Source organism: Chromobacterium sp. S0633 (genome assembly GCF_024158805.1).
GTDB lineage: Bacteria > Pseudomonadota > Gammaproteobacteria > Burkholderiales > Chromobacteriaceae > Chromobacterium.
In genome coordinates this window covers 85,018-107,690 of record NZ_JAMZGH010000002.1, presented here as the reverse complement: position 1 = coordinate 107,690, position 22,673 = coordinate 85,018, and the positions used below count along the sequence as shown (strand labels likewise).

General features: G+C 66.0%; 19 protein-coding genes. 10 read left to right on the top strand and 9 right to left on the bottom strand.

Annotated elements, in window-relative coordinates:
* On the bottom strand, positions 1-846 hold the full coding sequence (locus tag NK214_RS01630; RefSeq protein ID WP_253313629.1) for a hypothetical protein: 846 nt from the start codon (positions 844-846) through the stop codon (positions 1-3).
* Between the two features lie 377 nt (positions 847-1,223).
* On the opposite strand from NK214_RS01630, the gene dhbC reads away from it, so the two are divergent.
* The 4 genes from dhbC to NK214_RS01610 are packed head-to-tail and all read left to right on the top strand — an operon-like array spanning position 1,224 to position 5,729.
* Positions 1,224-2,408 carry an isochorismate synthase DhbC gene (dhbC, locus tag NK214_RS01625; RefSeq protein ID WP_253313628.1) on the top strand — a complete coding sequence of 395 codons (1,185 nt, stop codon included), beginning with the start codon at positions 1,224-1,226 and terminating at the stop codon, positions 2,406-2,408.
* Positions 2,405-4,051, top strand: a complete 1,647-nt coding sequence (locus NK214_RS01620; protein ID WP_253313627.1) for a (2,3-dihydroxybenzoyl)adenylate synthase — start codon at positions 2,405-2,407, stop codon at positions 4,049-4,051. Before dhbC ends, NK214_RS01620 begins: the two co-directional genes overlap by 4 nt.
* Positions 4,048-4,938 carry an isochorismatase family protein gene (locus NK214_RS01615; protein ID WP_107798852.1) on the top strand — a complete coding sequence of 297 codons (891 nt, stop codon included), beginning with the start codon at positions 4,048-4,050 and terminating at the stop codon, positions 4,936-4,938. The genes NK214_RS01620 and NK214_RS01615 overlap by 4 nt, the downstream gene beginning before the upstream one ends.
* Positions 4,935-5,729: a 2,3-dihydro-2,3-dihydroxybenzoate dehydrogenase gene (locus tag NK214_RS01610; RefSeq protein ID WP_107798851.1), complete on the top strand. Its 795-nt coding sequence runs from the start codon at positions 4,935-4,937 to the stop codon at positions 5,727-5,729. The genes NK214_RS01615 and NK214_RS01610 overlap by 4 nt, the downstream gene beginning before the upstream one ends.
* A 94-nt stretch (positions 5,730-5,823) precedes the next feature.
* Here NK214_RS01610 and NK214_RS01605 read toward each other — a convergent pair whose 3' ends face one another.
* The 3 genes from NK214_RS01605 to cysD form a co-directional block, all read right to left on the bottom strand.
* Positions 5,824-6,828: a BMP family protein gene (locus tag NK214_RS01605; protein ID WP_107798850.1), complete on the bottom strand. Its 1,005-nt coding sequence runs from the start codon at positions 6,826-6,828 to the stop codon at positions 5,824-5,826.
* Positions 6,829-7,640: 812 nt separating this feature from the next.
* Complete coding sequence (gene cysN / locus NK214_RS01600) at positions 7,641-9,077, bottom strand: sulfate adenylyltransferase subunit CysN (protein WP_253313626.1); 1,437 nt, start codon at positions 9,075-9,077, stop codon at positions 7,641-7,643.
* On the bottom strand, positions 9,077-10,003 hold the full coding sequence (cysD, locus tag NK214_RS01595) for a sulfate adenylyltransferase subunit CysD (RefSeq protein WP_107798848.1): 927 nt from the start codon (positions 10,001-10,003) through the stop codon (positions 9,077-9,079). The genes cysN and cysD overlap by 1 nt, the downstream gene beginning before the upstream one ends.
* Positions 10,004-10,211: 208 nt before the next feature.
* On the opposite strand from cysD, the gene NK214_RS01590 reads away from it, so the two are divergent.
* A complete protein-coding gene (locus NK214_RS01590; RefSeq protein ID WP_253313625.1) occupies positions 10,212-12,368 on the top strand; it encodes an HDOD domain-containing protein in 2,157 nt (718 codons plus the stop codon).
* A 141-nt stretch (positions 12,369-12,509) separates the two neighbouring features.
* Here the strand turns inward: NK214_RS01590 and NK214_RS01585 are convergent, their stop codons facing one another.
* From NK214_RS01585 to NK214_RS01575, 3 genes are all read right to left on the bottom strand, one after another.
* The gene (locus NK214_RS01585; protein WP_235088448.1) at positions 12,510-13,868 is read right to left on the bottom strand and encodes an aspartate aminotransferase family protein; all 1,359 of its coding nucleotides are present in this window, start codon (positions 13,866-13,868) and stop codon (positions 12,510-12,512) included.
* Between the two features lie 150 nt (positions 13,869-14,018).
* Positions 14,019-14,231, bottom strand: a complete 213-nt coding sequence (locus NK214_RS01580; RefSeq protein ID WP_048415477.1) for a sigma factor-like helix-turn-helix DNA-binding protein — start codon at positions 14,229-14,231, stop codon at positions 14,019-14,021.
* A gap of 189 nt (positions 14,232-14,420) precedes the next feature.
* A complete protein-coding gene (locus NK214_RS01575; RefSeq protein WP_107798845.1) occupies positions 14,421-15,659 on the bottom strand; it encodes a TIGR03862 family flavoprotein in 1,239 nt (412 codons plus the stop codon).
* A 241-nt stretch (positions 15,660-15,900) separates the two neighbouring features.
* Here NK214_RS01575 and NK214_RS01570 point away from each other — a divergent pair, with 241 nt between their 5' ends.
* The 5 genes from NK214_RS01570 (at position 15,901) to rnk (ending at position 21,556) form a co-directional block, all read left to right on the top strand.
* A complete protein-coding gene (locus NK214_RS01570; RefSeq protein ID WP_107798844.1) occupies positions 15,901-17,529 on the top strand; it encodes a methyl-accepting chemotaxis protein in 1,629 nt (542 codons plus the stop codon).
* A 167-nt stretch (positions 17,530-17,696) separates the two neighbouring features.
* Complete coding sequence (gene dbpA / locus NK214_RS01565; protein ID WP_107801722.1) at positions 17,697-19,076, top strand: ATP-dependent RNA helicase DbpA; 1,380 nt, start codon at positions 17,697-17,699, stop codon at positions 19,074-19,076.
* A 99-nt stretch (positions 19,077-19,175) separates the two neighbouring features.
* Positions 19,176-19,970 (top strand): type I methionyl aminopeptidase, encoded by a 795-nt coding sequence (gene map, locus NK214_RS01560; protein WP_253313624.1) that lies wholly within the window; start codon positions 19,176-19,178, stop codon positions 19,968-19,970.
* A 156-nt stretch (positions 19,971-20,126) separates the two neighbouring features.
* The gene (locus NK214_RS01555; RefSeq protein ID WP_253313623.1) at positions 20,127-20,984 is read left to right on the top strand and encodes a flagellin; all 858 of its coding nucleotides are present in this window, start codon (positions 20,127-20,129) and stop codon (positions 20,982-20,984) included.
* A 167-nt stretch (positions 20,985-21,151) separates the two neighbouring features.
* Positions 21,152-21,556 (top strand): nucleoside diphosphate kinase regulator, encoded by a 405-nt coding sequence (gene rnk, locus NK214_RS01550; protein ID WP_107798842.1) that lies wholly within the window; start codon positions 21,152-21,154, stop codon positions 21,554-21,556.
* Between the two features lie 59 nt (positions 21,557-21,615).
* On the opposite strand, the gene NK214_RS01545 is transcribed toward rnk, so the two are convergent.
* Complete coding sequence (locus NK214_RS01545; protein ID WP_253313622.1) at positions 21,616-22,224, bottom strand: alpha/beta hydrolase; 609 nt, start codon at positions 22,222-22,224, stop codon at positions 21,616-21,618.
* Complete coding sequence (locus tag NK214_RS01540) at positions 22,224-22,532, bottom strand: ferredoxin (protein WP_107798840.1); 309 nt, start codon at positions 22,530-22,532, stop codon at positions 22,224-22,226. Before NK214_RS01540 ends, NK214_RS01545 begins: the two co-directional genes overlap by 1 nt.
* Positions 22,533-22,673 lie beyond the last annotated feature (141 nt).

The following is a 22,673-nucleotide window of genomic DNA, read 5'->3' as shown; positions in this document are numbered from 1 at the left end:
TCAGTCGGCCGTGGCCAACAGCTCGGACGCTTGCCAGCGCAGGAATCGCCGCTGCGCCGCCGCCACGCTGGACGCGGTCAGCGTCAGGCCGCCGCAAGCCGGCGCCCAGTCTTCCGCGCGCTCCGGCGCGTCGTCGAAGGCCAGCAAATGCGGCGCGCCGCCGGCCGCCATGCCTGCGCCCAGCAACACCGCGCCGTCCGGATTGCCGGCGCTTTCCACCAGGCCCACCCGCCCCTCGTTCAGCAGCATCGGGAAGCGATGGCTGGCCGCCACCGCCTGGCGCGCGTCGCGAGCGATCTGCAGCTTGTCCGCGTCGCCGGGCTCCAGCAATACCGGGCATGGCAGCGCCGAAGCCAGCTCCCGATGAATCTGACTCTCGATCACGGTGGGCGGCAGCAACACCGCGCTGACCAGATCGCTCAGATACGCCATCTCATTGGGCTGAATCAAGACATGCGCCAAGGGAACGCCCGCGACCAGGCATTGCAGATAAATCTTTCTTTGCTCCAACAGCGCTTGCCGTCCGCGCCCCGTCGTCGCGACGGCAAGCGGCTGGGCCAACACGCTCCAGCCCGCCTCCCGCGCCAGCCAGGCGCTCAGCTGTTCAGCCTGCTCCAGCAAGGCCGGCAGCGGCAAACGCAGCAACAGCAGGCGGCGCGTCCCCGCTCCGGCTATCGCGGCCTGAGTCAGGCGGCGGCCGCGCGCCACCGTCTCCCGCGCCCTGTCGTCCGCCATCGCGTCGGCCATCAGTTCCCGCGGCGAGGGCAAGCGCAGCAAGCCCATCGGCTCCGCCGCCTGCGCACTATCGGGAACACCGTCCATGCTGTCGCTGCCTTCAAAATACATTGTCGTTCTCCATCCTGCGCCTGCCATGCAAGCGGTTCAATTGGCGGCTACGATATTTTTATTGAGAATGATTGTCAATTGCGTTTTTACCAAAATTAGTCCAATCCCTCGGCATGAGACACCGCCTCCCGCCCTTGCGCCGCATGCCAAAAAGTAGCTGAGAACGGCCTCTGGCGCGCCTTTGAGATGACGTCAACATGAGGCGGCGCCGCCAAATCCGGACCTGCGCCTCCACGAAGTCCTAGAGCAAAAATGTGGAATCAATATCATCTGTACGCAATATCACCGTATTGCAATGGATAACGATTATCATTTATATTCGCCCTCGACGCTCAGACGAGCCATCCCCCACCTACCCAGTGGACTCAGGAATAGCGATGAACCAAACCTCACTCGACCCAGCCTATAGCGGCGAACACAATCTGTTGGCCGCCTACCAGGCCGATTCCGCCTTCTTCTTCGCCTCGCCATGCCACACCCTGCTGGCCGAAGGCATCCAGCAAGTGATCACCGACACCGATCCCAGCGCCGCCATCGCCGCCGCGCTGGCCGCCCAGCCGGACCCGGCTCAGGCCGTGGTCGTCGGCGCCATCCCCTTCATGCCGGAACAACAGCCGTGGTTGTTCGTGCCGCAACAAGTGCGCCGCGCCGACGCGCTGAGTCAGGAACAGCGCAGCGCCCTGCGCCAGCCCTTGCAAGCCGATTGCCAATTGACGCCGCAGCCGGCGCCGGCCGCTTACTGCCAGGGCGTCAGCGACGCGCTGGCCCGCATCGGCAGCGGCGCGCTGGACAAGGTGGTGCTGTCGCGCACCTTAGAGCTTTCCGCCAAGCAGGCCATAGACCAGCGTCAATTGCTGCTCAATCTGGCCAGCCAGAACCAGCACGGCTACACCTTCGCCGTGCAGCTGAGCGAAGACGGCGCGCCGCGCCGCGCGCTGATGGGCGCCAGCCCGGAACTGCTGCTGGCCCGCTACGGCCGGCAAGTGATCACCAATCCGCTGGCCGGCTCCGCCGCGCGCAGCCCGGACCCGGCGGAAGACCGCCGCCGCGCCGACGCGCTGCTGGAGTCCGGCAAGGACTTGTTCGAGCACAAGCTGGTGATCGACGCCGTGGTCGAGGCGCTGGCGCCGTACTGCCGCGATCTGCAAGTGCCGGCCGGTCCGTCCCTGGTGTCCACCGCCACCATGTGGCATCTGTCCACCCGCATCAGCGGCGAGCTGATCGATCCGGCGGTGGGCTCCTTCGAACTGGCGCGCGCGCTGCACCCCACCCCGGCGGTGTGCGGCTTCCCGGCGGACCCGGCGCGCAGCCTGATCCGCGAGATCGAGCCCTTCGACCGCGGCTTCTTCACCGGCATGGTGGGCTGGTGCGACGGCAAGGGCGACGGCGAATGGGCGGTCACCATCCGCTGCGCCGAAATCGCCGAACGCACGCTGCGCCTGTTCGCCGGCGCCGGCATCGTCACCGGCTCGCTGCCGGAAAGCGAATTGGCCGAAACCGCGGCCAAATTCCGCACCATGCTGCGCGCAATGGGCCTGGCCGACCTGGCGGAGGCGGCATGAGCGAGCAACAACTGGACTGGACGCCGTGGCCTGAAGATTTCGCCCGCCGCTACCGCGAGGCCGGTTATTGGCAAGGCCAGACCCTGTTTTCCATGCTGGCGGCCCAGGCCGAGCAGCAGCCGGAAAAGCTGGCGCTGGTGGCCGGCAAGCAGCGGCTGAACTACCGCGAGCTCAAGCTCTACGCCGAACGCCTGGCCGCCGGCCTGTACGCGCGCGGCCTGCGTCCCGGCCAGCGCGCCGTGGTGCAGCTGCCCAATTGCGCCGAATTCTTCATCGTCGCCTTCGCGCTGTTCCGCCTCGGCATGCTGCCGGTGTTCGCTTTGCCGGCGCACCGCCGCGCCGAAGTGTCCTACTTCTGCCAGCACACCGACGCCGCGGTCTATTTCTGCGCCGATCAGCACGCCGGCTTCGACTACCGCGCGCTGGCGGCCGAGCTGCTGCCGCTGGCGCCCTCGCTACAGCAGGTGATCGTGGCCGGCGACGCCGGCGACTACACCCCGCTCAACAGCCTCTATCTGATGGACCAGCCCTTGCCGGCGGAGCCGGACCCCAGCGGCCTGGCCTTCTTCCAGCTCTCCGGCGGCAGCACCGGCGTGCCCAAGCTGATTCCGCGCACCCATGACGACTATCTGTACAGCTTCGCCGCCAGCGCAGAGATCTGCGGCCTGAGCCGCGACAGCGTCTATCTGTGCGTGCTGCCGGCCGGCCACAACTTCCCGATGAGCTCGCCCGGCAGCTTCGGCGTCTTCCACGCCGGCGGCACCGTGGTGCTGGCCTCCGGCCCCAGCGTCGACGAATCCTTCGAGCTGATCGAGACCGAGGCCGTCACCATCGCCGCCCTGGTGCCGCCGCTGGTGCCGCTGTGGCTGGACGCCGCCGCCAAGCAGCCGGGCAAGCTGGCCAGCCTGCGCCTGCTGCAAGTGGGCGGCGCCAAGTTCGGCCCCGAGCTCGCCGCCCGCGTCGAGCCCGCGCTCGGCTGCAAGCTGCAGCAGGTCTTCGGCATGGCCGAAGGCCTGGTCAACTACACCCGGCTGGACGACGGCCCGGAACAGGTGCTGAACACACAAGGCCGGCCGATCAGCGCCGACGACGAAGTGCGCATCGTCGACGACGAGGACCAGCCGGTGGCGCCGGGCGAAGTCGGCCACCTGCTGACGCGCGGCCCCTACACCATCCGCGGCTACTGGCGCGCCGCCGACCACAATCAGCGCGCCTTCACCGCCGACGGCTTCTACCGCACCGGCGACCTGGTCAGTATGAACGCCGACGGCTATCTGACGGTGGAAGGCCGCGCCAAGGACCAGATCAACCGCGGCGGCGAGAAAATCTCCGCCGAGGAAGTGGAAAACCACCTGCTGGCCCACCCGCTGGTGCGCGACGTCGCCATCGTGGCGATGAGCGACCCCTATCTGGGCGAGCGCTCCTGCGCCTTCATCATCCCGCGCGAGCAACAGGCGATCCGCCTGCCCCAGGTGGCCGCCTTCCTGCGCGAGCGCGGCCTCGCCGCCTACAAGATTCCGGACCGGCTGGAGCTGGTCGACACCCTGCCGCAAACCAGCGTCGGCAAGGTCAGCAAGAAAACCCTGCGCCAGATGCTGGAACAGAAACTGGCCGCGCAGTCCACCCAAAGGTCACAAGCATGAGCATTCCCCGCATCGCCCCCTACGCCATCCCGTCGCAACTGCCGGACAACCGCGTCAACTGGACGGTGGCGCCGCAGCGCGCCGCGCTGCTGATCCACGACATGCAGGAATACTTCCTGGATTTCTATGACCGCGAGGCCGAGCCGGTGGCCACCGCGCTGCGCAATATCGCCGCCATCCGCGCGCGCTGCCGCGAGCTGAACATTCCGGTGTTCTACACCGCCCAGCCGGCGGAACAGGCCGACAGCGACCGCGGCCTGCTCAACGATATGTGGGGCCCCGGTCTGCCGGCGCGTCCGGAACGCCACCCCATCGTCGCCAGCCTGAGCCCGGCCGCCGACGACACCGTGCTGACCAAGTGGCGCTACAGCGCCTTCCAGCGCTCGCCCTTCCTCAACCTGCTGCGCCAGCAAGGCCGCGACCAGCTGATCATCTGCGGCATCTACGCCCACATCGGCTGCATGAGCACCGCGCTGGACGCCTTCATGTACGACATCCAGCCCTTCTTCGTCGCCGACGGCCTGGCCGACTTCTCCGCCGACCGCCACGCGATGGCGCTGGAATACGTGGCCCAGCGCTGCGGCGTGACCCTGGACAGCCAGCGTCTGCTGGGCCAGCTGGACCAGCAGGCCGCACCGGCCAGCGCCGCGCCCAGCGCGGAAGCGCTGCGCGCCGCCATCGCCGAACTGCTGCAACAGCCGGCCAGCGACATCGGCCTGGACGACAATCTGCTGGACTGGGGCCTGGACTCCATCCGCCTGATGAGCTTGCTGGAACAATGGCGCGCGCTGGGCGCGGAAATCGACTTCATCGAACTGGCGCAACAACCCACCGTCAACGCCTGGCAGGCGCTGCTGGCGCGCCAGCTGGACGGGGCCGCCGCATGAGCGCCAGCTACCCGGAATTCCACGGCCGGCTGGCCGTGGTCAGCGGCGCGGCCCAGGGCATAGGCGCGGCGCTGGCGCGCTCGCTGGCGGACCAGGGCTGCCGCGTGGCGGCGCTGGACCTGCGCGCCGACGGCCTGCAGCAGCTGGCGCTCCACGCGCCGGCCCACGCCGACGGCCGCATCATCCCGCTGCCGCTGGACATCCGCGACGGCGCGGCGGTGGAACAGGCGGTGGCCCGCATCGAGGACGAGATCGGCGCCATCGACATGCTGGCCAATGTCGCCGGCGTGCTGCGCCTGGGCACGGTGGAACAGCTCAGCGACGAGGACTGGCTGCAAAGCTTCGCCGTCAACACTCACGGTGTGTTCTTCCTCAGCCGCGCGGTGGCGCGGCGCATGCAGGCGCGCCGCCGGGGCGGCATCGTCACCGTGGGCTCCAACGCCGCCGAAGTGCCGCGCACCCAGATGGCGGCCTACGCCGCGTCCAAGGCCGCCACCACCCAGTTCAGCAAATGCCTGGGCCTGGAGCTGGCCGAGTTCGGCGTGCGTTGCAACATCGTGTCGCCCGGCTCCACCGACACTGCGATGCAGCGCCAGTTGTGGAGCGACGACGCCATCCCGCCGGCCATTCTGCAAGGCTCGCTGGAGCAGTACCGCACCGGCATCCCGCTGCAACGCATCGCCGCGCCGCAGGATGTGGCCAATGCCGCGCTGTTCCTGCTGTCGGATCAGGCGCGCCACATCACGCTGCATAATCTGTACGTGGACGGCGGCGCGACGCTGGGGATCTAAGCACCTATTCACGAGCCGCAAAGAAAAACGGGCAAGACCATTGGTCTTGCCCGTTGTCACGTCGCCGCGCCAAGCGCGGCGCGGCTCCGGCGGATCAGTTCACCGGGCAGCGGTTGGCGGCGCGGTAATCCACCACCTTGATCTTGCCGCTGACGATGTCCTTGCGCGCCTGCAGAATCTTCTTCTCCATCTCAGGCGTGATCAGCGAACGGTTGTGCGGGTCCAAGGCCCAGTCCACGCCGTTTTCCTTCAGGCCCATCAGCTTGACGTCCGGCTTCCACGCGCCGTTCTTGGCGTCGCGCATGGTTTCGTACACCGCGTTGTCCACGCGCTTGACCATGGAGGTCAGCACCACGCCAGGCTGCAGATAGTTCTGATTGCTGTCCACGCCGATGTAGAACTTCTTGGCGCCCTTGGCCGCCTGGATCACGCCCATATTCGACAGCGCCGCCGCGGCGAACACCACGTCCACGCCGCGATCGAACTGGCTCTTGGCCAATTCCCCGCCGCGCGCCGGGTCGTTGAAGGCGGCGTGGGTGGTGCCTATCATGTTCTGCATCACCACCGCCTTGGGATTGGCGTACTTGGCGCCCTGGGCGTAACCGCAGCCGAAGGCGCGGATCAGCGGCACGTCCATGCCGCCCAGATAGCCCACCTTGCCGCTCTTGGACTTGAGCGCGGCGGCCATGCCCACCAGGAAGGAGCCTTCCTGCTCCTTGAAGGCGATGCTCTGCACATTCGGGCCCTTGGCCACCGAATCCACCAGGGTGAACTTCACCTTGGGGAATTCCTTGGCCACGGTCTCGATGGACTGGGTGTAGGCGAAGCCCACCGCCACCACCAGGTCGGCGCCCTTGCGCGCCATATTGCGCAGCATCTGCTCTTTCTGAGCGTCGTTGCTGACCTGGCCTTCGCGGTAGTTGATGTGGAATTCTTTCTTGAAACGTTCGGCGCCGTTGAATGCCGCTTCATTGAAGCTCTTGTCGAACTTGCCCGCCTGATCGTAGATCACGGCGACAGTGAAATCCTTGGCTGCAACCGGGCCTGCCAGCAAGATGGCAGCGGTTGCGCCTGCGATGTGTTTCAGCGCAAACGTCATGTTTTATCTTTTCTATGTGGATTACAGGCGATGCGACAGCGCCGCGGGCGGCGTTGCCGGCGCTTCAAGCGAAAGACGGAGGGGGAAACCGAGTGGACCGCGGCTGCCGGAGCAGACGGGACGAAACAGAACCACGCCGCTGCGAACCGCAGCGGATACAACGCGCCAATTGAAGCTGCCGGATTGTAGGCAGCCCGCCGCCGGCTGTAAACCGGCGTGGCCGAATCCTGCAACAACAGGTCGAAAAACGGACAGCCCGCCGTAAGAACCTGTTCACGATCTTTTCAAACCGGAACGGAAGTATTGTTCAAAGCATTGAATCCGCTACGCGGATGATGATTTAGGGCCGGTTCCGCCCGGCGAACGGAAAGGGAGATTTGCGCGGCCAAATCTCCCTTTACCCTAAAGGCCGCCCTGCAAGCCTGGCCTGCGGCTACCCGTCGGGTCCCGTCAGGCCCGAGGCGCGGCTGAACTCGCAGCGCGCTAACGTCGCGCTGCTCGAACAAGCAGCCGCTTAAAACCTCGGGCCTGCCACCCGACGGCAGGCTTGAAGGGACCCGGGGCGCGTCGAATACATGGTTTCCTACGTATCTAGCAACGGTTAAACACATCTACAAAAGATCGTAAACAGGTTCTAAGATCTTGTTCAAAGTCCGCAGCGCCTCATGAGAGGTGACGGCTTCGAAATGCTCATATACCAAACGTACATTCCGCTTTCTCAGCCGCGGCACCTTGTCCCGCTCCCGCTCGCTAGACTTTGAACAGGCTCTGAAAACTAGGGCGACGGGCCGTCGGCAACGCTCAACACACGCTCAGAGCGGAAACAGCTGGCCGATGTCCTTGGCCTCCCAATGCGGGAAGTATTTGCGCACCAGCGCGTTCAACTCCAGCTCGAAGGCGCGCAAGCGCTGCAATTCGTCCTGCGGCGCGGCAGCCTGCTCCGTCCTGGCCGCCGTGATCATGCCGGCGCCGGCGGTGGCGTTGCTCAGCCGGTCGATCACGATGAAGCTGCCGGTGCCGCGGCAGGCGGCGTAGGCGTCTATCACCGCCGGCGCGTTCAGGCTGATCCGGCACAGCGCGATCTCGTTCAGGTGCAGCGCCTCGGCCGGCTTCTGCTCCAGCGTGTTGACGTCCACCTGGTGCAGGATGGCCTCCACCCGGCCGGTGACGAATTTGCCGGCCAGCTTGAAGCCGTACTCCTTGCCGGCGCGCAAGGGCGCGTCCTGCATCCACACCAGATGCGCGTCCAGGCTGGCCGCCACCGCCGGCGGCGGCTGGTCGGCGCGCACCAGCATATCGCCGCGCGACACGTCGATCTCGTCCTCCAGCGTCAATGTGATCGCCTCGCCGGCCCCGGCCGCGGCCAGTTCGCCCTCGTAAGCCACCACGGCCTTGACCTTGCTGCGGCGGCCGGACGGCAGCGCCAGCACCTCGTCGCCGGGGCGGATCTCGCCGGCGGCGATGGTGCCGCAGAAGCCGCGGAAGTCCAGATTGGGCCGGTTCACGTACTGCACCGGCAGGCGGAAGCCTTCCAGCGCCGCGTCGCTGCGCACTTCCACCGTTTCCAGCAACTGCATCAGCGTCGGCCCCTGATACCAGGGCGCGCCCTCGCCGCGGCTGACCACATTGTCGCCGCGCAGCGCGGAGATCGGCACAAAGCGGATGTCCGGAATCGCCAGGCCCTCGGCGAAGGCCAGATACTCGTCGCGAATGCGCTCGAACACCGCCGGATCGTAATCCACCAGGTCCATTTTGTTCACCGCCACGATCACATGACGGATGCCCAGCAAGCTGACGATGTAGCTGTGGCGGCGGGTCTGGGTCTGCACCCCGCGCCGCGCGTCGATCAGAATGATGGCCAGATTGCTGGTGGACGCGCCGGTGGCCATATTGCGGGTGTACTGCTCATGGCCCGGGCAATCGGCGATGATGAACTTGCGCTTGTCGGTGCTGAAATAGCGGTAGGCGACGTCGATGGTGATGCCCTGCTCGCGCTCCGCCTGCAAACCGTCCACCAGCAAGGCCAGGTCTATCTCCTGATCGGTGGTGTTGTATTTCTTGGAGTCGCGCTCTATCGCCGCCAGCTGATCCTCGAAGATCAGCTTGGAATCGTGCAGCAGCCGGCCGATCAAGGTGGACTTGCCGTCGTCCACGTTGCCACAGGTGATGAAGCGCAGCAGATCCTTGTTTTCGTGCTGGCGCAGGTATTCCAGGATGTCGCCGGCGATCAGATCGGATTGGTGGGTCATCAGAAATATCCTTCCATCTTTTTCTTTTCCATCGAACCGGCGCTGTCGTGGTCTATCACCCGGCCCTGACGCTCGGAAGTGCGGGTCAGCAGCATCTCCTGAATGATGTCCGGCAGTGTGGCCGCCTGCGATTCCACCGCGCCGGTCAGCGGATAACAGCCCAGGGTGCGGAAGCGGACGCGGCGGGTTTCAATGCTCGCCTTCTCCGCCGGGCTCAGATAATCCAGTATCCGCTCGTCGTCTATCATGATCAGCGTGCCGTCGCGCGCTATCACCGGCCGTTCGGCGGCGAAGTACAGCGGCACGATCTCGATGTTTTCCAGGAAGATGTATTGCCAGATGTCTAGCTCGGTCCAGTTGGACAGCGGGAACACCCGTATGCTCTCGCCCTTGTCTATCTTGCTGTTGTAGATGTTCCAGAGCTCGGGCCGCTGGTTCTTCGGGTCCCAGCGGTGGTTGCGGTCGCGGAAGGAATACACCCGCTCCTTGGCCCGGCTTTTTTCCTCGTCGCGGCGAGCGCCGCCGAAAGCGGCGTCGAAACCGTATTTGTTCAAAGCCTGCTTCAGGCCCTCGGTCTTCATCACGTCGGTGTGCTTGGCGCTGCCGGCGGTGAACGGATTGATGCCGGCGTCCACGCCCTCCTGGTTGACGTGGACGATCAGATCCCAGCCGTACTCGCGCGCCTGCTTGTCGCGCAGCGCGATCATTTCCTTGAACTTCCAGGTGGTGTCCACGTGCATCAAGGGAAACGGCGGCTTGCCCGGCGCAAACGCTTTCTTGGCCAGATGCAGCATCACCGCCGAATCCTTGCCTATCGAATACAGCATCACCGGGTTTTCGAATTCCGCGGCCACTTCGCGAATGATGTGGATAGACTCCGCTTCCAACTGCTTGAGGTGAGTCAGCCTCTGTTGACCGATGTTCATGCTTCCTGCCCATCCTGTAGATGCGCTCAAATCTACCGAAAGCCCATCGGCGCATCAAAACCGATGGGTTATATCAATATGCTCTTAGCAAATCAACAATTAGTCCAAAGGGCAATAAGAACGCCAGGACGGACGCTGCGGAATCTTCGGCCCACGCGGCAATAACTGTCTACATTAGTACAAATACGCAAGCCGCACGGAGACAGCGATGAGCCCCGCCGCAGAGCCGGAATACCAAATCGTCGCCACGCTGCACTGCCCGGACGGCCTGTCGGTGCTGCTGGCCAGCCGCGACGGCGCGGCGCTGGCGCTGGTGGAGTCCGCGTCCGAGCTGCCGGACGCGCCGCCGCGCCCGGCCTTCCGCCATCCCTTGCTGCAAGCCTGGCAGGGCCAGGCCCGCCTGGACGGCAAACCCTACGCCGTCTATCGGCAGGACACGCTGCAGCCCTTGCGTCTGAAGGCGCTGGCCGCGCTGCCGCTGGCCGAGCGCATCGGCCTGGCCTGCGACATCCTGGAGCCGCTGATCCACCTGCACGCCAGCGGCAAATGCCTGGGGCGGCTCTATCCCGAAACCGTGCTCGCCGACATCCACCAGCGCGTCGCGCTGCTGGGCGAACACGCCTGCCAGGCCTTGAACCCGGAACGGCTGCGCCAAGAGCTGTCTCAGGCCGAACAACTGCTGCGCTGGCTGATCAGCGCCGGCGCGCCGGAGCGGGACTGCGATCCGGAGCTGGAACAATGGCTGGACGCGCTGCGCGATCCGGCGGCCGACGCCGGCGCCTGTCGCCGCGCGCTGGCCGGGCTACAGGACTGGCTGGCCCGCCATCAACGCTTCAACCGCCAGGAAGGCGGCCGCGCCGCGCTGGACCACTTGCTGCAACGCATGCGCCACGCGCCGGACTTTCCGGCGCTGTCCCAGGCCATCGCCGCCATCAACAAGAGCAACAACGCCGACAGCGAGCGCCTGCAAGCGCTGTCCAGCGCCATCCTCAAAGACGTGTCGCTGACCAATAAGCTGCTGAAAGTGGTGAATTCCGCCAATTTCAGCCAGTACGGCGGCGCGGTCAGCACCATCTCGCGCGCCATCGTGATCCTGGGTTTCGACACCATACGCAATCTGGCGCTCAGCCTGCTGCTGTTCGAACACCTGCACAACCGCGCCCACGCCGACGAGATCCGCGACGTGGCGATCAAGACCTTGTTCACCGGCCTGCTGGCCCGCTCGCTGGCGCCGGCCTGCGGCGTGCGCGAGGCGGAAGAAGCCTTGATTTGCGGCATGCTGCAAAACCTGGGCGAACTGCTGTGCGTCAACTACTTCCGCGACGAGTACCGGCAAATCCAGACGCTGATCGCCGCCGGCGCCGGCGTCGACCAGGCCGCGCACCAGACGCTGGGCGCTCATTACGCCGACCTGGGCGCCGCCACCGCCGCCTTGTGGCGTTTTCCGGAACGGATTCTGACCGGCATGGAACCGATGCCGGCCGGCGCGGTGCGCCAGCCGCAAACCGGCGAGATGCGGATGAAGGCGCTAAGCTCGCTGTGCCGCGAACTGGTCTGCCAGCTGACCCAGAGCGGCATCGACCAGGCCGAGGCCAGCCGCAAGCTGCTGCAACGCTACAGCCGGGCGCTGGCGCTGGAGTGGGCGCCGCTGGAACGGGAACTGGCGCAGGCGCAAACCCAGCTCACCGCCTATCTGGCGGAACTGGGCCCGGAAGCCGGCCAAGGGCCGCGCTCGCAGGCCTTGCGCCAGGCCAGGCTGGACAAAAGCGCGCCGCCGCCCAGCCCCGCCGCGCCGCCGCCGCCCGCGCCGGACCCCACCCGGCTGCAGGCCACCGCCGGCTCCGCCGGCCGGATCGCCGTGCTGTCCGCCGGCGTGCAGGACATCACCAACACCCTGCTGGGCGATTACAAGCTCAACGACCTGCTGCGCATCATTCTGGAAACCATGTACCGCGGACTGGGCTTCGACCACGCGCTGATCTGCGCGCGCAGCGGGGCCGATCTGCCGCTGCAGGCGCGCTTCGGTTTCGGCGAAAAAGTGGAGTTGCTGCTGCCGGCGCTGCGCGCCGACATCGACAGCGGCGACAGCCTGTTCCGCAAGGCGCTGGAACGCAACGCCGACATGCTGATAGACGACATCGACGCGCCGGCCATCGCCCAGCACATCCCGGCCTGGTTCCGCCAGATGGGCGTCGCCCATACCTTTGTGCTGCTGCCGCTGTCCTTGGACAAACGCAAGCTGGGCATACTCTACGGCGACCGCCGCCAGGCCGGCTCGCTGGCCATCGCGCCGGAGCAGCTCAGCCTGCTGAAGACGCTGCGCAATCAGGCCTTGCTCGCCATCCGCCAGCAGCCCGCGCGCTAAGAAGCGGTTTACGATCTGCTGCGCGTCGTGAGACGTGGCACGGTGAGTACCGCTTCGAAATGCTCACGCCCCCCTTGTACACTCCGCTTTCTCAGCCGCAACGCCTTGTTCCGCTCTGGCTCGCGAGGGGTTGAACCGGCGCTAAACCACCTCGCCGGCGAAACCGTCCAAGGCCTCCAGCAGGCGATCGATGTCGGCGAACTCCGCGTCCGGACACAGCAGCAACATATTGTGGAAGGGCGTGATCAGGAAACCGCGGTTGAGCAGGTAAAGATGGATCACCCGCTCCAGCTCCTCGTCCAGCATCGCCCCCGCCTCGCTGCCGTTGCGCGGCGGGCGCGGGGAAAACTGGAACTCGCAGCGCGCGCCGACGCGGCTCACGCACCACGGCAGCCGCCAGCGTTCTATCCAGTCCTGCAAGCCGTCCGCCAGATGCTGGGCCAGCGCGAACATCCGCTGATAGGCGGCGTCGCTCATCACCTCGGCCAGGTTGGCGCGCATCGCCGCCGCGGCCAGCATATTGCCGCTCAAGGTGGTGCCGATGCCGGAATGACCGGGCGCGGCCGCGCGCTTGGCGCGCTGCGCCCGCTCCGCCAGCTCGGCGCTGAAGCCGTACACCGCGCACGGCAGGCCGCCGCCCAGCGGCTTGCCCAACACCAGCGCGTCCGGCTTCAGGCCGTAGGCCGCGCCGTAGCCGCCCGGCCCGCTGCTGATGGTGTGGGTTTCGTCCAAGAGCAGATAGCTGCCGTAGCGGCGGATCAAATCCTGGGCCTCGCTCCAGTAACCGGGATCCGGCAACACCATGCCGATATTGGTCATCACCGGCTCGGCCAGCACGCAGGCCGCCCGCTCGTCGCTGAGGGCCCGCTCCAGCGCTTCCAGATCGTTGAACTCCACCACCCGGGTATGCGCGGCCGGATCGTGGACCTGGCCCAGCAGGCTGGCGCGCCGCCTGGGCCGGCCGTCGACCAGATCGACGAAGGCATCGTCCACCGTGCCGTGGTAACAGCCGTTGAACACGACGACCTGATCCCGGCCGCTGGCGGCGCGCAGCCAGCGCAGCGCGAAGCGGTTGGCGTCGCTGGCGCTGAGGGCGAACTGCCAGTGCGACAGGCCGAAGCGCCGCGCCAGTTCCTCCGCCACCCAGACCGCGTCCGGCGACGGCAGCATGGCGGTCAGGCCGCGCGCCGCCTGTTCGGCGATGGCGCGCGCCACCGGCTCCGGCGAATGGCCGAACATCGCGCCGGTGTCGCCCAGGCAGAAATCCAGGTATTCATGGCCGTCCACGTCGCGCAGCCGCGCGCCCCGGGCCTCTTCCACGTAGAGATTGAAGGGAGTGGACCAGTCCGCCATCCAGTGCAAGGGCGCGCCGAACAGCAAATGCTCGCCGCCGGCGGCGGACAGCTGCCGCGAGCGCGGGCGCCGCTCGGAAAACATCGCCAGTTCCTGCCGGTGCAAGGCCTGGGCCTTGTCGAAATCGATGCCGTGACGCAAAGCCATGAAGCTCTCCTTGAAGGGGAAGACTGCGCGTCAGTATATCCAGATGCCGCCGACGGCGGCAGCGGCGCCGGCCCTCCCCGGCACAAGGAACAGCCTGAATGCGACGAAGCCCGGCCGAGGCCGGGCTTCGTCAGCGCCGCGATGGCGGCTTTACAAGGGCAGATGGCCTGCCAGAGCGTTGATTTTTTGCAGCGCGCGTCGGAAGCGGCTGTGAGCGCGGGACACGGTGGACTCGCTGATGTCCATTTGCTGGGCGGCGAAGTAGCCGGTCATGCCCTCCACCTCCATCAGCCACACCGCTTCGCGCGAGCGTTTTTTCAGGCCGATCAGATCGGCCACCTGGTTGAAATCGTCAAGCTTCATCGCGCTGTTCTCCTCAGGCGTTCGCCTTCGCATCATGACAATCCATGCAGTGGGCGGCTTTCTCGACAATGACGTGGCCGCGCGTTTCGCGCGACATTACCAGTATAGGGGCTTGCAAAAAAAATGCAGGCAGCGCTCCGTGTAAACACGCAGTCGCCGCCTATTGCGCTGGCGTGGACGCAACAGGCTTCAAGCCTGCCGCATCCAGCGCAGCACGCCGCCGGCGGCGGCGCGCCCGGTGGAGAAGCAGGCGGTCAGCAGATAACCGCCGGTGGGCGCTTCCCAATCCAGCATCTCGCCGGCGCAGAACACGCCGGGCATCGCCTGCAACATCAGATTGTCGTCCAGCGCGCCGAAGGTCACGCCGCCGGCGGTGCTGATCGCCTCGTCCAGCGGCCGCGGCGCCAGCAAGCGCAAAGGCAAGGCCTTGATGCCCTCGGCCAGCTTGGCGGGGTCGTTGAACACGTCCTTGTCCAAGCATTCGCGCAGCAAGCCCATGCGCACGCCCTTCAGACCCAAGCGGCTTTGCAAATGGCTGGACATCGAACGCGAACCCCGCGGCCGCGCCACCTCGCCCAGAATGCGCTGCAAGCTCCAGTCCGGCATCAAGTCCAGATAACACAAGGCCGCGCCGCTGCGCGCGATTTCGTCGCGGATGGCGCCGGAGCAGGCGTAAATCAGATTGCCCTCCACGCCGCCGGCGGTGATGACGAACTCGCCGCGGCGGCTGAACGGATGACCGACGGCCGGATGGAACTGCAAAGTCACCGATTTCAACGGCGCGCCGGCGAACTTGTCGGCGAAATACTCGCTCCAGCCGGCGTCGAAGCCGCAGTTGGACGGCTGCAGCTTGGACACCTCCACGCCGCGCTCCCGCAGCATCGCCGCCCAGCTGCCGTCCGAACCCAGCTTGCGCCAGCTGCCGCCGCCCATGGCCAGCACCACGGCGTCGGCCTCGGCCAGGCGCTCGCCGTCCGGCGACGACAGCCGCAGGCGGCCGCGCTCGTCCCAGCCCAGGAAACGATGGCGCACGTGGAAGCTCACTCCCGCCTCGCGCAAGCGCGTCAGCCAGGAGCGCAGCAGCGGCGCCGCCTTCATTTCCTTGGGAAACACCTTGCCGGAACTGCCGATGAAGGTTTCTATGCCCAGGCCGTGCACCCAGGCGCGCACATGCTCGCCGTTGAACACGTCCAGCATGGGCCGCAACTCGGCGCTGTGAGCGCCGTAGCGCTGCACAAAGCTGGCGTGGGGCTCGGAATGGGTGATGTTCATGCCGCCCACGCCGGCCAGCAGGAATTTGCGGCCGACCGACGGCATCGCGTCGTAGACATCGACCCGCACGCCCGCCGCCGCCAGTTGCTCGGCGGCGGCCAGGCCGGCCGGCCCGCCGCCGATGATGGCTACGCGGCGTCCGCTTGTGTCACCCATATACTGCGCTCCTTGAAATCCATGGTGAAGAATGCGCCCAAACTGCGGCGAGGGCGGGATTTTCACAGAAAACCGCCGCAAACCCAAGCCTAATCGTTTTAACTATAAGTTTGATTTAAACCAACATTCCTACGTCATCAAATCACTACCATCGCGCTGCGACCCATTTCAATAAACCTATAGCGGCAATCGCGCGATTCTACAAACACACCGGGAGAACGGACCCTCCGTCCGCACACGCATGCGCAAATTTTCCGATTGGCCGATCTGGCTGAAACTGACCATGGCGGTATGGTGCTGCCTGGTCCTGGCCTGGAGCGGGCTGATTGCCTGGGAAACCAGCGTCAGCCGGGACATCGCCGTGGAACAGGCGCAAGACCTGGCCCACAGCATGAATGAAATGACCATGGCCGGGCTCACCGGCATGATGATTACCGGCACCGTGGGCCAACGCGACGTTTTTCTGGACCAGATCAAGGAACTGTCCGCGGTGCGCGATCTGAGGGTGATCCGCGCCCCGGCCGTCAGCAAGCAGTTCGGCCCCGGCAACGCCGGCGACAAGAATCTGAACGGCGACGCGGTGGAGCAACAGGCGCTGCGGGACGGCAAGCCTCATATCCGGATTGAATCCACGCCGGCGCTGGGCGAACATCTGCGCGTGGTCTATCCGGCGCTGGCCTCGCGCAACTATCTGGGCAAAAACTGCATGATGTGCCACCAGGTGGCGGACAAGACGCCGCTGGGCGTGGTCAGCATGCGCGTCTCCTTGGAAAAGCCTTACGCCTCGGTCAGCCGTTTCCGCGATCAGAGCATTCTGTTCGCCATCCTGGCTTCCCTGCCCCTGATGGCGGTGGTCTTCCTGCTGGCGCGCCGCCTCGTCACCCGCCCGCTGCAGGCGATGTCGGCCGGGCTCGCCGAACTGGCCCAGGGCGAAGGCGACCTGACGCGACGGCTGCCGGTGCGCAGCCGCGACGAAATCGGCGACACCGCCTTGCGCTTCAACCAGATGCTGGCCGCCATCGCCGAGCTGGTGCGCCACGTCGGCGCCTCCGCCGGCGCGGTGTCGCAGTCCTCGCGCCAACTGGCCGACGGCGCCGCCCACCTGGCGGAAAGCTCGCACAGGCAAAACCGCCAGTCCCAGTCCGCCGCCGGCGCGGTGGAGCAACTGGCCAGCCATATCGGCGAAATCGCCGGCAAGGCCGAGGACGTCAGCGCCGAAGCCGACCAGAGCCTGCAACGCTCCGAAGACGGCCGCGCCAGCCTGAGCCAGCTGCAACGCGAAGTCAGCCAGGTGGAGCAGGCGGTGCGGCTGATGGCGCAGGCGGAAACCGAGCTGGCCAGTTCCACCTCCAGCATCACCAATATGACCAAGGAAGTGCGCGAGATCGCCGAACAGACCAATCTGCTGGCGCTGAACGCGGCGATCGAGGCCGCGCGCGCCGGCGAACAGGGCCGCGGCTTCGCGGTGGTGGCCGACGAGGTGCGCAAGCTGGCGGAGAAATCGGCCCGCTCCGCCAGCGAGATCGACGCCGTGACCGGCGCGCTCAACCAGAAAACCGACGCGGTGCGCGCCGCGGTCAACGCCGGCCTCAGCTCGCTGGCCGCCAGCCGCCAGTCCGCCGACAGCGTGTCCAGCGTGCTGGACGCCGCCAATCAATCGGTGGCCGAGGTGCGCCAGGGCCTGCGCCAGATCGTCGCCGTCACCGAGCAGCAGCGCGCCGCCAGCCAATCCGTGACCGGCAGCATAGACGCCATCGCCGAAATGGCGCAGACCAACGATCAGGAGATCGGCCAAACCGTGAACGCCGCCGAACAACTGGAACAATTGGCCCAGCGGCTGACGGAATCGGTGTCGCGCTTCACCGTGTGAATCCAACTCCATGGAGCCGCCAGTCAATTTCGGCCCCGTTCGCGCGGGGCCTTCGCCTTCTTGCGGGCCGGAGCCGAAATAAATCCGCCGGCGGCGGATATCCGATTTGGCCGTTGGCCGCCGGCCTGTTACACTCGCAGCCCGATACCGTAATACGCCAAGTCATTGTGAAAAAAGCCGCTTTCTCCACCCTGCCCCTGTCCGCCGCCCTCTTGTCCAATCTGGACAGCCTGGGCTACCACAGCATGACCGCCATCCAGGCGGCCAGCCTGCCGGCCATTCTGGACGGCCAGGACCTGATCGCCCAGGCCAAGACCGGCAGCGGCAAGACAGCGGCTTTCGGACTCGGCATCCTGGCGCGCTTGAACCCGCGCTGGTTCGGCGTGCAAGCGCTGGTGCTCTGCCCCACCCGTGAGCTGGCCGACCAGGTAGCCCAGGAAATCCGCCGGCTGGCGCGCAGCATAGACAATGTCAAAGTGGTTACCCTGACCGGCGGCAGCCCGATGGGCCCGCAAATCGGCTCGCTGGAACACGGCGCCCACATCGTGGTGGGCACCCCCGGCCGGCTGCAGGATCACCTGTTCCGCGGCTCGCTGAATCTGTCCGGCGTCGGCACCCTGGTGCTGGATGAGGCGGATCGCATGGTGGACATGGGCTTCATCGAGGAAATCGTCGGCATCGTGCGCGCCTGCCCGCGCCAGCGCCAGACCCTGATGTTCTCCGCCACCTATCCGGAAAACATCCGCAAGATCAGCGCCCAGTTCATGCGCCGCCCGCAGGAAATCCAGGTGGAATCGCTGCACAGCGGCGAACGCATCGAACAATGGTTCTACAAGATCAAGCCGGAACAGCGGCTGGAAACCGTCACCACCATACTGCGGCACCTGCGCCCGACGTCCGCGCTGGCCTTCTGCAACACCAAGGAACGCTGCAAGGAGCTGGTGCGAGACCTGCAGGCGCGCGGCTTCAGCGCGCTGGCGCTGTACGGCGACCTGGAGCAGCGCGAACGCGACCAGATCCTGCTGCGCTTCGCCAACAAGAGCGCCACCGTGCTGGTGGCCACCGATGTCGCCGCGCGCGGCCTGGACATCAAGGAACTGGACCTGGTGATCAACGTCGACGTCACCCATGATCCGGAAATCCACATCCACCGCATCGGCCGCACCGGCCGCGGCGAGGCGATGGGCCTGGCGCTGACCCTGACCGCCGACAACGACGACAAGCGGCTGGCGCTGATCGAAAGCTATCAGCAGGCGCCGCTGACCTGGGCCAAGCTGGAACAGCTGACCCCGGCCCCCGGCGGCCCGCTGCTGCCGCCGATGGTCACGCTGGAAATCGCCGGCGGCAAGCGCGAAAAACTGCGCCCCGGCGACATCCTCGGCGCGCTGACCGGCGACGCCGGCTTTAGCGGCGCCCAGATCGGCAAGATCAGCATCTTCGAATTCGCCAGCTTCGTCGCGCTGGACCGCGCCATCGCCGAGCAGGCGCTGGAGCGCTTGTCCGCCGGCAAGATCAAGGGCAAGCAGTTCAAGATGCGCCTGATTTGAACGACGACGCGCCCCCGGCCCGACAAGCACTGCCGGGCCGGGGGCGTTTTTGCTAGAATACGTCTCATTAGCCGCAGACACGCACATCACCAGAATCCCATGAGCATCCAACTGAAAAACGCCCAAGACATCGAAAAGATGCGGATCGCCGGCCGCCTGGCGTCGGAAGTCCTCGACTACATCACCCCCTTCATCAAGCCCGGCGTCACCACCGAAGCCATCGACAAGCTGTGCCACGACTACATCGTCAATGAGCAGGGCGCGATCCCGGCGCCGCTGAACTACGCGCCGGACGGCCACAATCCCTACCCCAAATCCGTGTGCACCTCGGTCAACTATGTGATTTGCCACGGCATCCCGAACGACAAGCCCCTGAAAAGTGGCGACATCATGAATCTGGATGTCACCGTGATCAAGGACGGCTACCACGGCGACACCAGCCGCATGTACCACGTCGGCAACGTCAGCGAACACGCCCGCCGCCTGTCCCGCATCACTTACGAATGCATGTGGCGCGGCATCGACAAGGTCAAGCCGGGCGCCACGCTGGGCGATATCGGCTACGCCATCCAGCAGCACGCGGAAAACTCCGGCTACAGCGTGGTGCAGGAGTTCTGCGGCCACGGCATCGGCACCAAATTCCACGAAGAGCCGCAAGTGCTGCACTACGGCCGCCCCGGCACCGGGCTGGAACTGCAAGCCGGCATGATCTTCACCATCGAGCCCATGATCAACCAGGGCAAGCGCCACCTGCGCATGCTGGGCGACGGCTGGACCGTGGTCACCAAGGACCGCAGCCTGTCCGCGCAATGGGAGCACACCGTGCTGGTCACCGACAGCGGCTACGAGATCCTGACCCAGTCCGCGGGCACGCCGCCCAAGCCCGGCAAATAAGCCGGAAACGCCATCCCCAGCCCGGCGCCGCCGGGCTTTTTCACGCCCATGCCCGCGCCATCCGCCGCGACGCGACTTTACCCAAAACCCGGCTTGCCCTGCCCCGCGCGCTTTCTTACACTGAAGAAGTGAAACCACATCCAGCGGGAGCCGGCCATGGCACTGACCATCAATAGCAATCTGAGCGCGCTGCAGGGGCAGAACCAGCTGAACCAGACCCAGAAAGCCAAAGACAAGCTGCTGGCTCAACTCTCGGCCGGCAAGACCACCAACAACGCCGCCAACAACCCGGCCAACGCCGCCATTTCCGAAGCGCTGCTGGCCCAGATCAACGGCAACAATCAGGCGATCAACAACGCCAACGACGGCATCTCGCTGGCGCAAACCGCCGACGGCGCGCTCAATCAGCTGCAAAGCAATACCCAGCAAATCCAGGAGCTGGCGATCCAGGCCGGCAACGGCGCGCTCAGCGCCAGCAACCGCCAGGCGCTGCAACAGCAGGTGGACCAGCTGACCCAGGCCAACTCCGCCATCGTGCAAAGCACCGAATTCAACGGCACCCCGCTGCTGAACAGCAACGCCTCCACCACCTTCCAGGTGGGCCCCAACGGCAGCGCGGACAACCAGGTGAACATCTCCGGCGTCAATCTGTCCGCCGCGCCGGCCAGCGGCGGGCTCAACAGCTACAACGCCAATCTGAACGCCACCGGCACCATAGACATCAGCACCCAGGCCGGCGCGCTGGCCGCGCAGCAAAGCACCAACGCCGATCTGAACACCCTGGCCAACACCCGCAGCACGCTGGGCTCGATCAGCAACCGTTTCGAGGCCAGCATCAACAATCTGCAAACCGCCTCGGTCAACACCGCCGCCGCCAATAGCCGGATCAGCGACACCGACTTCGCCGCCGCGACGGCGCAGCTGGCGGCCAAACAGATCCTGGGGCAAACCGGCCTCGCCGCCCAGGCTCAGGCCAATGTCGGCCCGCGCGCGGCGCTGTCCCTGCTGGGCTGAAGCGCGAGGCCGGGGCTCCCCCCGGCCCAAAGCCCAGTATTAGCGGCGATTGCGCCGCCAAGCCTTGTTACACGCGGTTACAAGCGATATCATTGGCACACACGCTTTTCGCGCACTAAATCATCGGGCACCCTGCGGTGCCCTTTGTCTATCTGAAGGAGTTGCATATGTCGACAAGCCCGGCCATCACGGTGTCCTCTCTGGACTATGAGCGCCTCGCCGCGCTGCTGGAGGATTGCGAGAGCGGCCACCCCACCGCGGCCGCGCTGGAAGCCGAGCTGGAGCGCGCCGATGTGGTGGAGCCCGCCGCCATGCCCGCCGGCATCATCACCATGAACAGCTGCGCGCGGGTCAAGCTGGACGACGCCCAGGAAAAAACCCTGACCCTGGTCTACCCGCGCGAAGCGGACAGCGAACAGGGCAAGATCTCGGTGCTGGCGCCCATCGGCGCCGCGCTGCTCGGCCTCTCCGCCGGACAGAGCATAGATTGGCCGACGCCGGCCGGCAGCATCCGCCTGAAGGTGCTGGAAGTCACCTACCAGCCAGAAGCCGCGGGCGAACTGCACCGCTGATAAAAAAACCGGCCATCGCATGGATGACCGGTTTTTTTGCGCCAGGGCCTGACGACGCCCTACCAACAGCGCTGAATCGTCTGCGCCAGCTGCACCAGGCGGCCATGGAAGAAATGGCCGGCGCCGGGAAACACCACCACCGGCAAGCCTTGCGGCCGCGCCCATTCCATCACCGCGGACAGCGGAATCACCTCGTCCTCCTCGCCGTGAATCACCAGCGCATCGGCCGGCACCTCCGGCGTCGGCGTTTCGTATTTGCCCACCGCCACGCCCATCAGCAGCAATTTGTCCGACGCTATGCGCGCGCGGGTGCGCGCCGCAACGAAGCCGCCGAAGGAAAAACCGGCCAGCGCCAGCGGCAGATCGCCCTGCTCGCGGCGCGCGTGTTCCACCACGGCGATCACGTCCTCCACCTCGCCGATGCCGTAATCGTGCTGTCCCTCGCTGTCGCCCACGCCGCGCAGATTCGGGCAGTAGCAGACATAGCCCAGCTGCGACAAGGCCTTGGCCGCGGTCTGCACCACCTTGTTGGTGTTGGTGCCGCCCTGCAGCGGGTTGGGATGGCAGATCACCGCAATGCCGCGCGCCTCGGCCTGGGCCGCCACCACGATGGTTTCCAGACCGCCGGCGGGCCCGGCCACCACTTGCTTGTTCATCGCCTTCAACATCAGATCTTCAACCTTTCCACCACGCGCCCGCCCACCATGTGCTCGGCGACGATTTCGTCGATGTCTTCCTTGTCGACGAAGGTGTACCAGGTCTCCTCCGGATACACCACCATCACCGGGCCGTCGTCGCAGCGCCCAAGACAGCCCGCCTTGTTGACGCGGATCTTGCCCTCGCCGGCCAGGCCCAGGGCCTTGACCTTGTCCTTCATATAGCCCAGCAGTTCGCTGGCGCCGTGATTATTGCAGCAATCCTCGCAGCCGGCGCGCTGATTACAGCAGATGAATACATGCTTGTCGAAAAAGCTCATGGAATGCCTCGTATGCTCACAGAACCATCTTAGAACGTGTTTACGATCTCGCGGGCCAAGGCGAGACAAGGCGAAAACGGTTGAGAAAGCGGAGTGTACAGACGGTACATGAGCATTTCGAAACCATTTTCAACGCCGTAT

Bases quoted from the DNA above. Each gene is read 5' to 3' on its own strand.
- NK214_RS01630 (WP_253313629.1), bottom strand. From the start codon at position 846: ATGTATTTTGAAGGCAGCGACAGCATGGACGGTGTTCCCGATAGTGCG.
- dhbC (WP_253313628.1), top strand. From the start codon at position 1,224: ATGAACCAAACCTCACTCGACCCAGCCTATAGCGGCGAACACAATCTG.
- NK214_RS01615 (WP_107798852.1), top strand. From the start codon at position 4,048: ATGAGCATTCCCCGCATCGCCCCCTACGCCATCCCGTCGCAACTGCCG.
- rnk (WP_107798842.1), top strand. From the start codon at position 21,152: ATGTCGACAAGCCCGGCCATCACGGTGTCCTCTCTGGACTATGAGCGC.
- NK214_RS01570 (WP_107798844.1), top strand. From the start codon at position 15,901: ATGCGCAAATTTTCCGATTGGCCGATCTGGCTGAAACTGACCATGGCG.
- NK214_RS01575 (WP_107798845.1), bottom strand. From the start codon at position 15,659: ATGGGTGACACAAGCGGACGCCGCGTAGCCATCATCGGCGGCGGGCCG.
- NK214_RS01620 (WP_253313627.1), top strand. From the start codon at position 2,405: ATGAGCGAGCAACAACTGGACTGGACGCCGTGGCCTGAAGATTTCGCC.
- NK214_RS01610 (WP_107798851.1), top strand. From the start codon at position 4,935: ATGAGCGCCAGCTACCCGGAATTCCACGGCCGGCTGGCCGTGGTCAGC.
- cysN (WP_253313626.1), bottom strand. From the start codon at position 9,077: ATGACCCACCAATCCGATCTGATCGCCGGCGACATCCTGGAATACCTG.
- cysD (WP_107798848.1), bottom strand. From the start codon at position 10,003: ATGAACATCGGTCAACAGAGGCTGACTCACCTCAAGCAGTTGGAAGCG.
- NK214_RS01540 (WP_107798840.1), bottom strand. From the start codon at position 22,532: ATGAGCTTTTTCGACAAGCATGTATTCATCTGCTGTAATCAGCGCGCC.
- NK214_RS01605 (WP_107798850.1), bottom strand. From the start codon at position 6,828: ATGACGTTTGCGCTGAAACACATCGCAGGCGCAACCGCTGCCATCTTG.
- NK214_RS01555 (WP_253313623.1), top strand. From the start codon at position 20,127: ATGGCACTGACCATCAATAGCAATCTGAGCGCGCTGCAGGGGCAGAAC.
- NK214_RS01545 (WP_253313622.1), bottom strand. From the start codon at position 22,224: ATGTTGAAGGCGATGAACAAGCAAGTGGTGGCCGGGCCCGCCGGCGGT.
- NK214_RS01580 (WP_048415477.1), bottom strand. From the start codon at position 14,231: ATGAAGCTTGACGATTTCAACCAGGTGGCCGATCTGATCGGCCTGAAA.
- map (WP_253313624.1), top strand. From the start codon at position 19,176: ATGAGCATCCAACTGAAAAACGCCCAAGACATCGAAAAGATGCGGATC.
- NK214_RS01585 (WP_235088448.1), bottom strand. From the start codon at position 13,868: ATGGCTTTGCGTCACGGCATCGATTTCGACAAGGCCCAGGCCTTGCAC.
- NK214_RS01590 (WP_253313625.1), top strand. From the start codon at position 10,212: ATGAGCCCCGCCGCAGAGCCGGAATACCAAATCGTCGCCACGCTGCAC.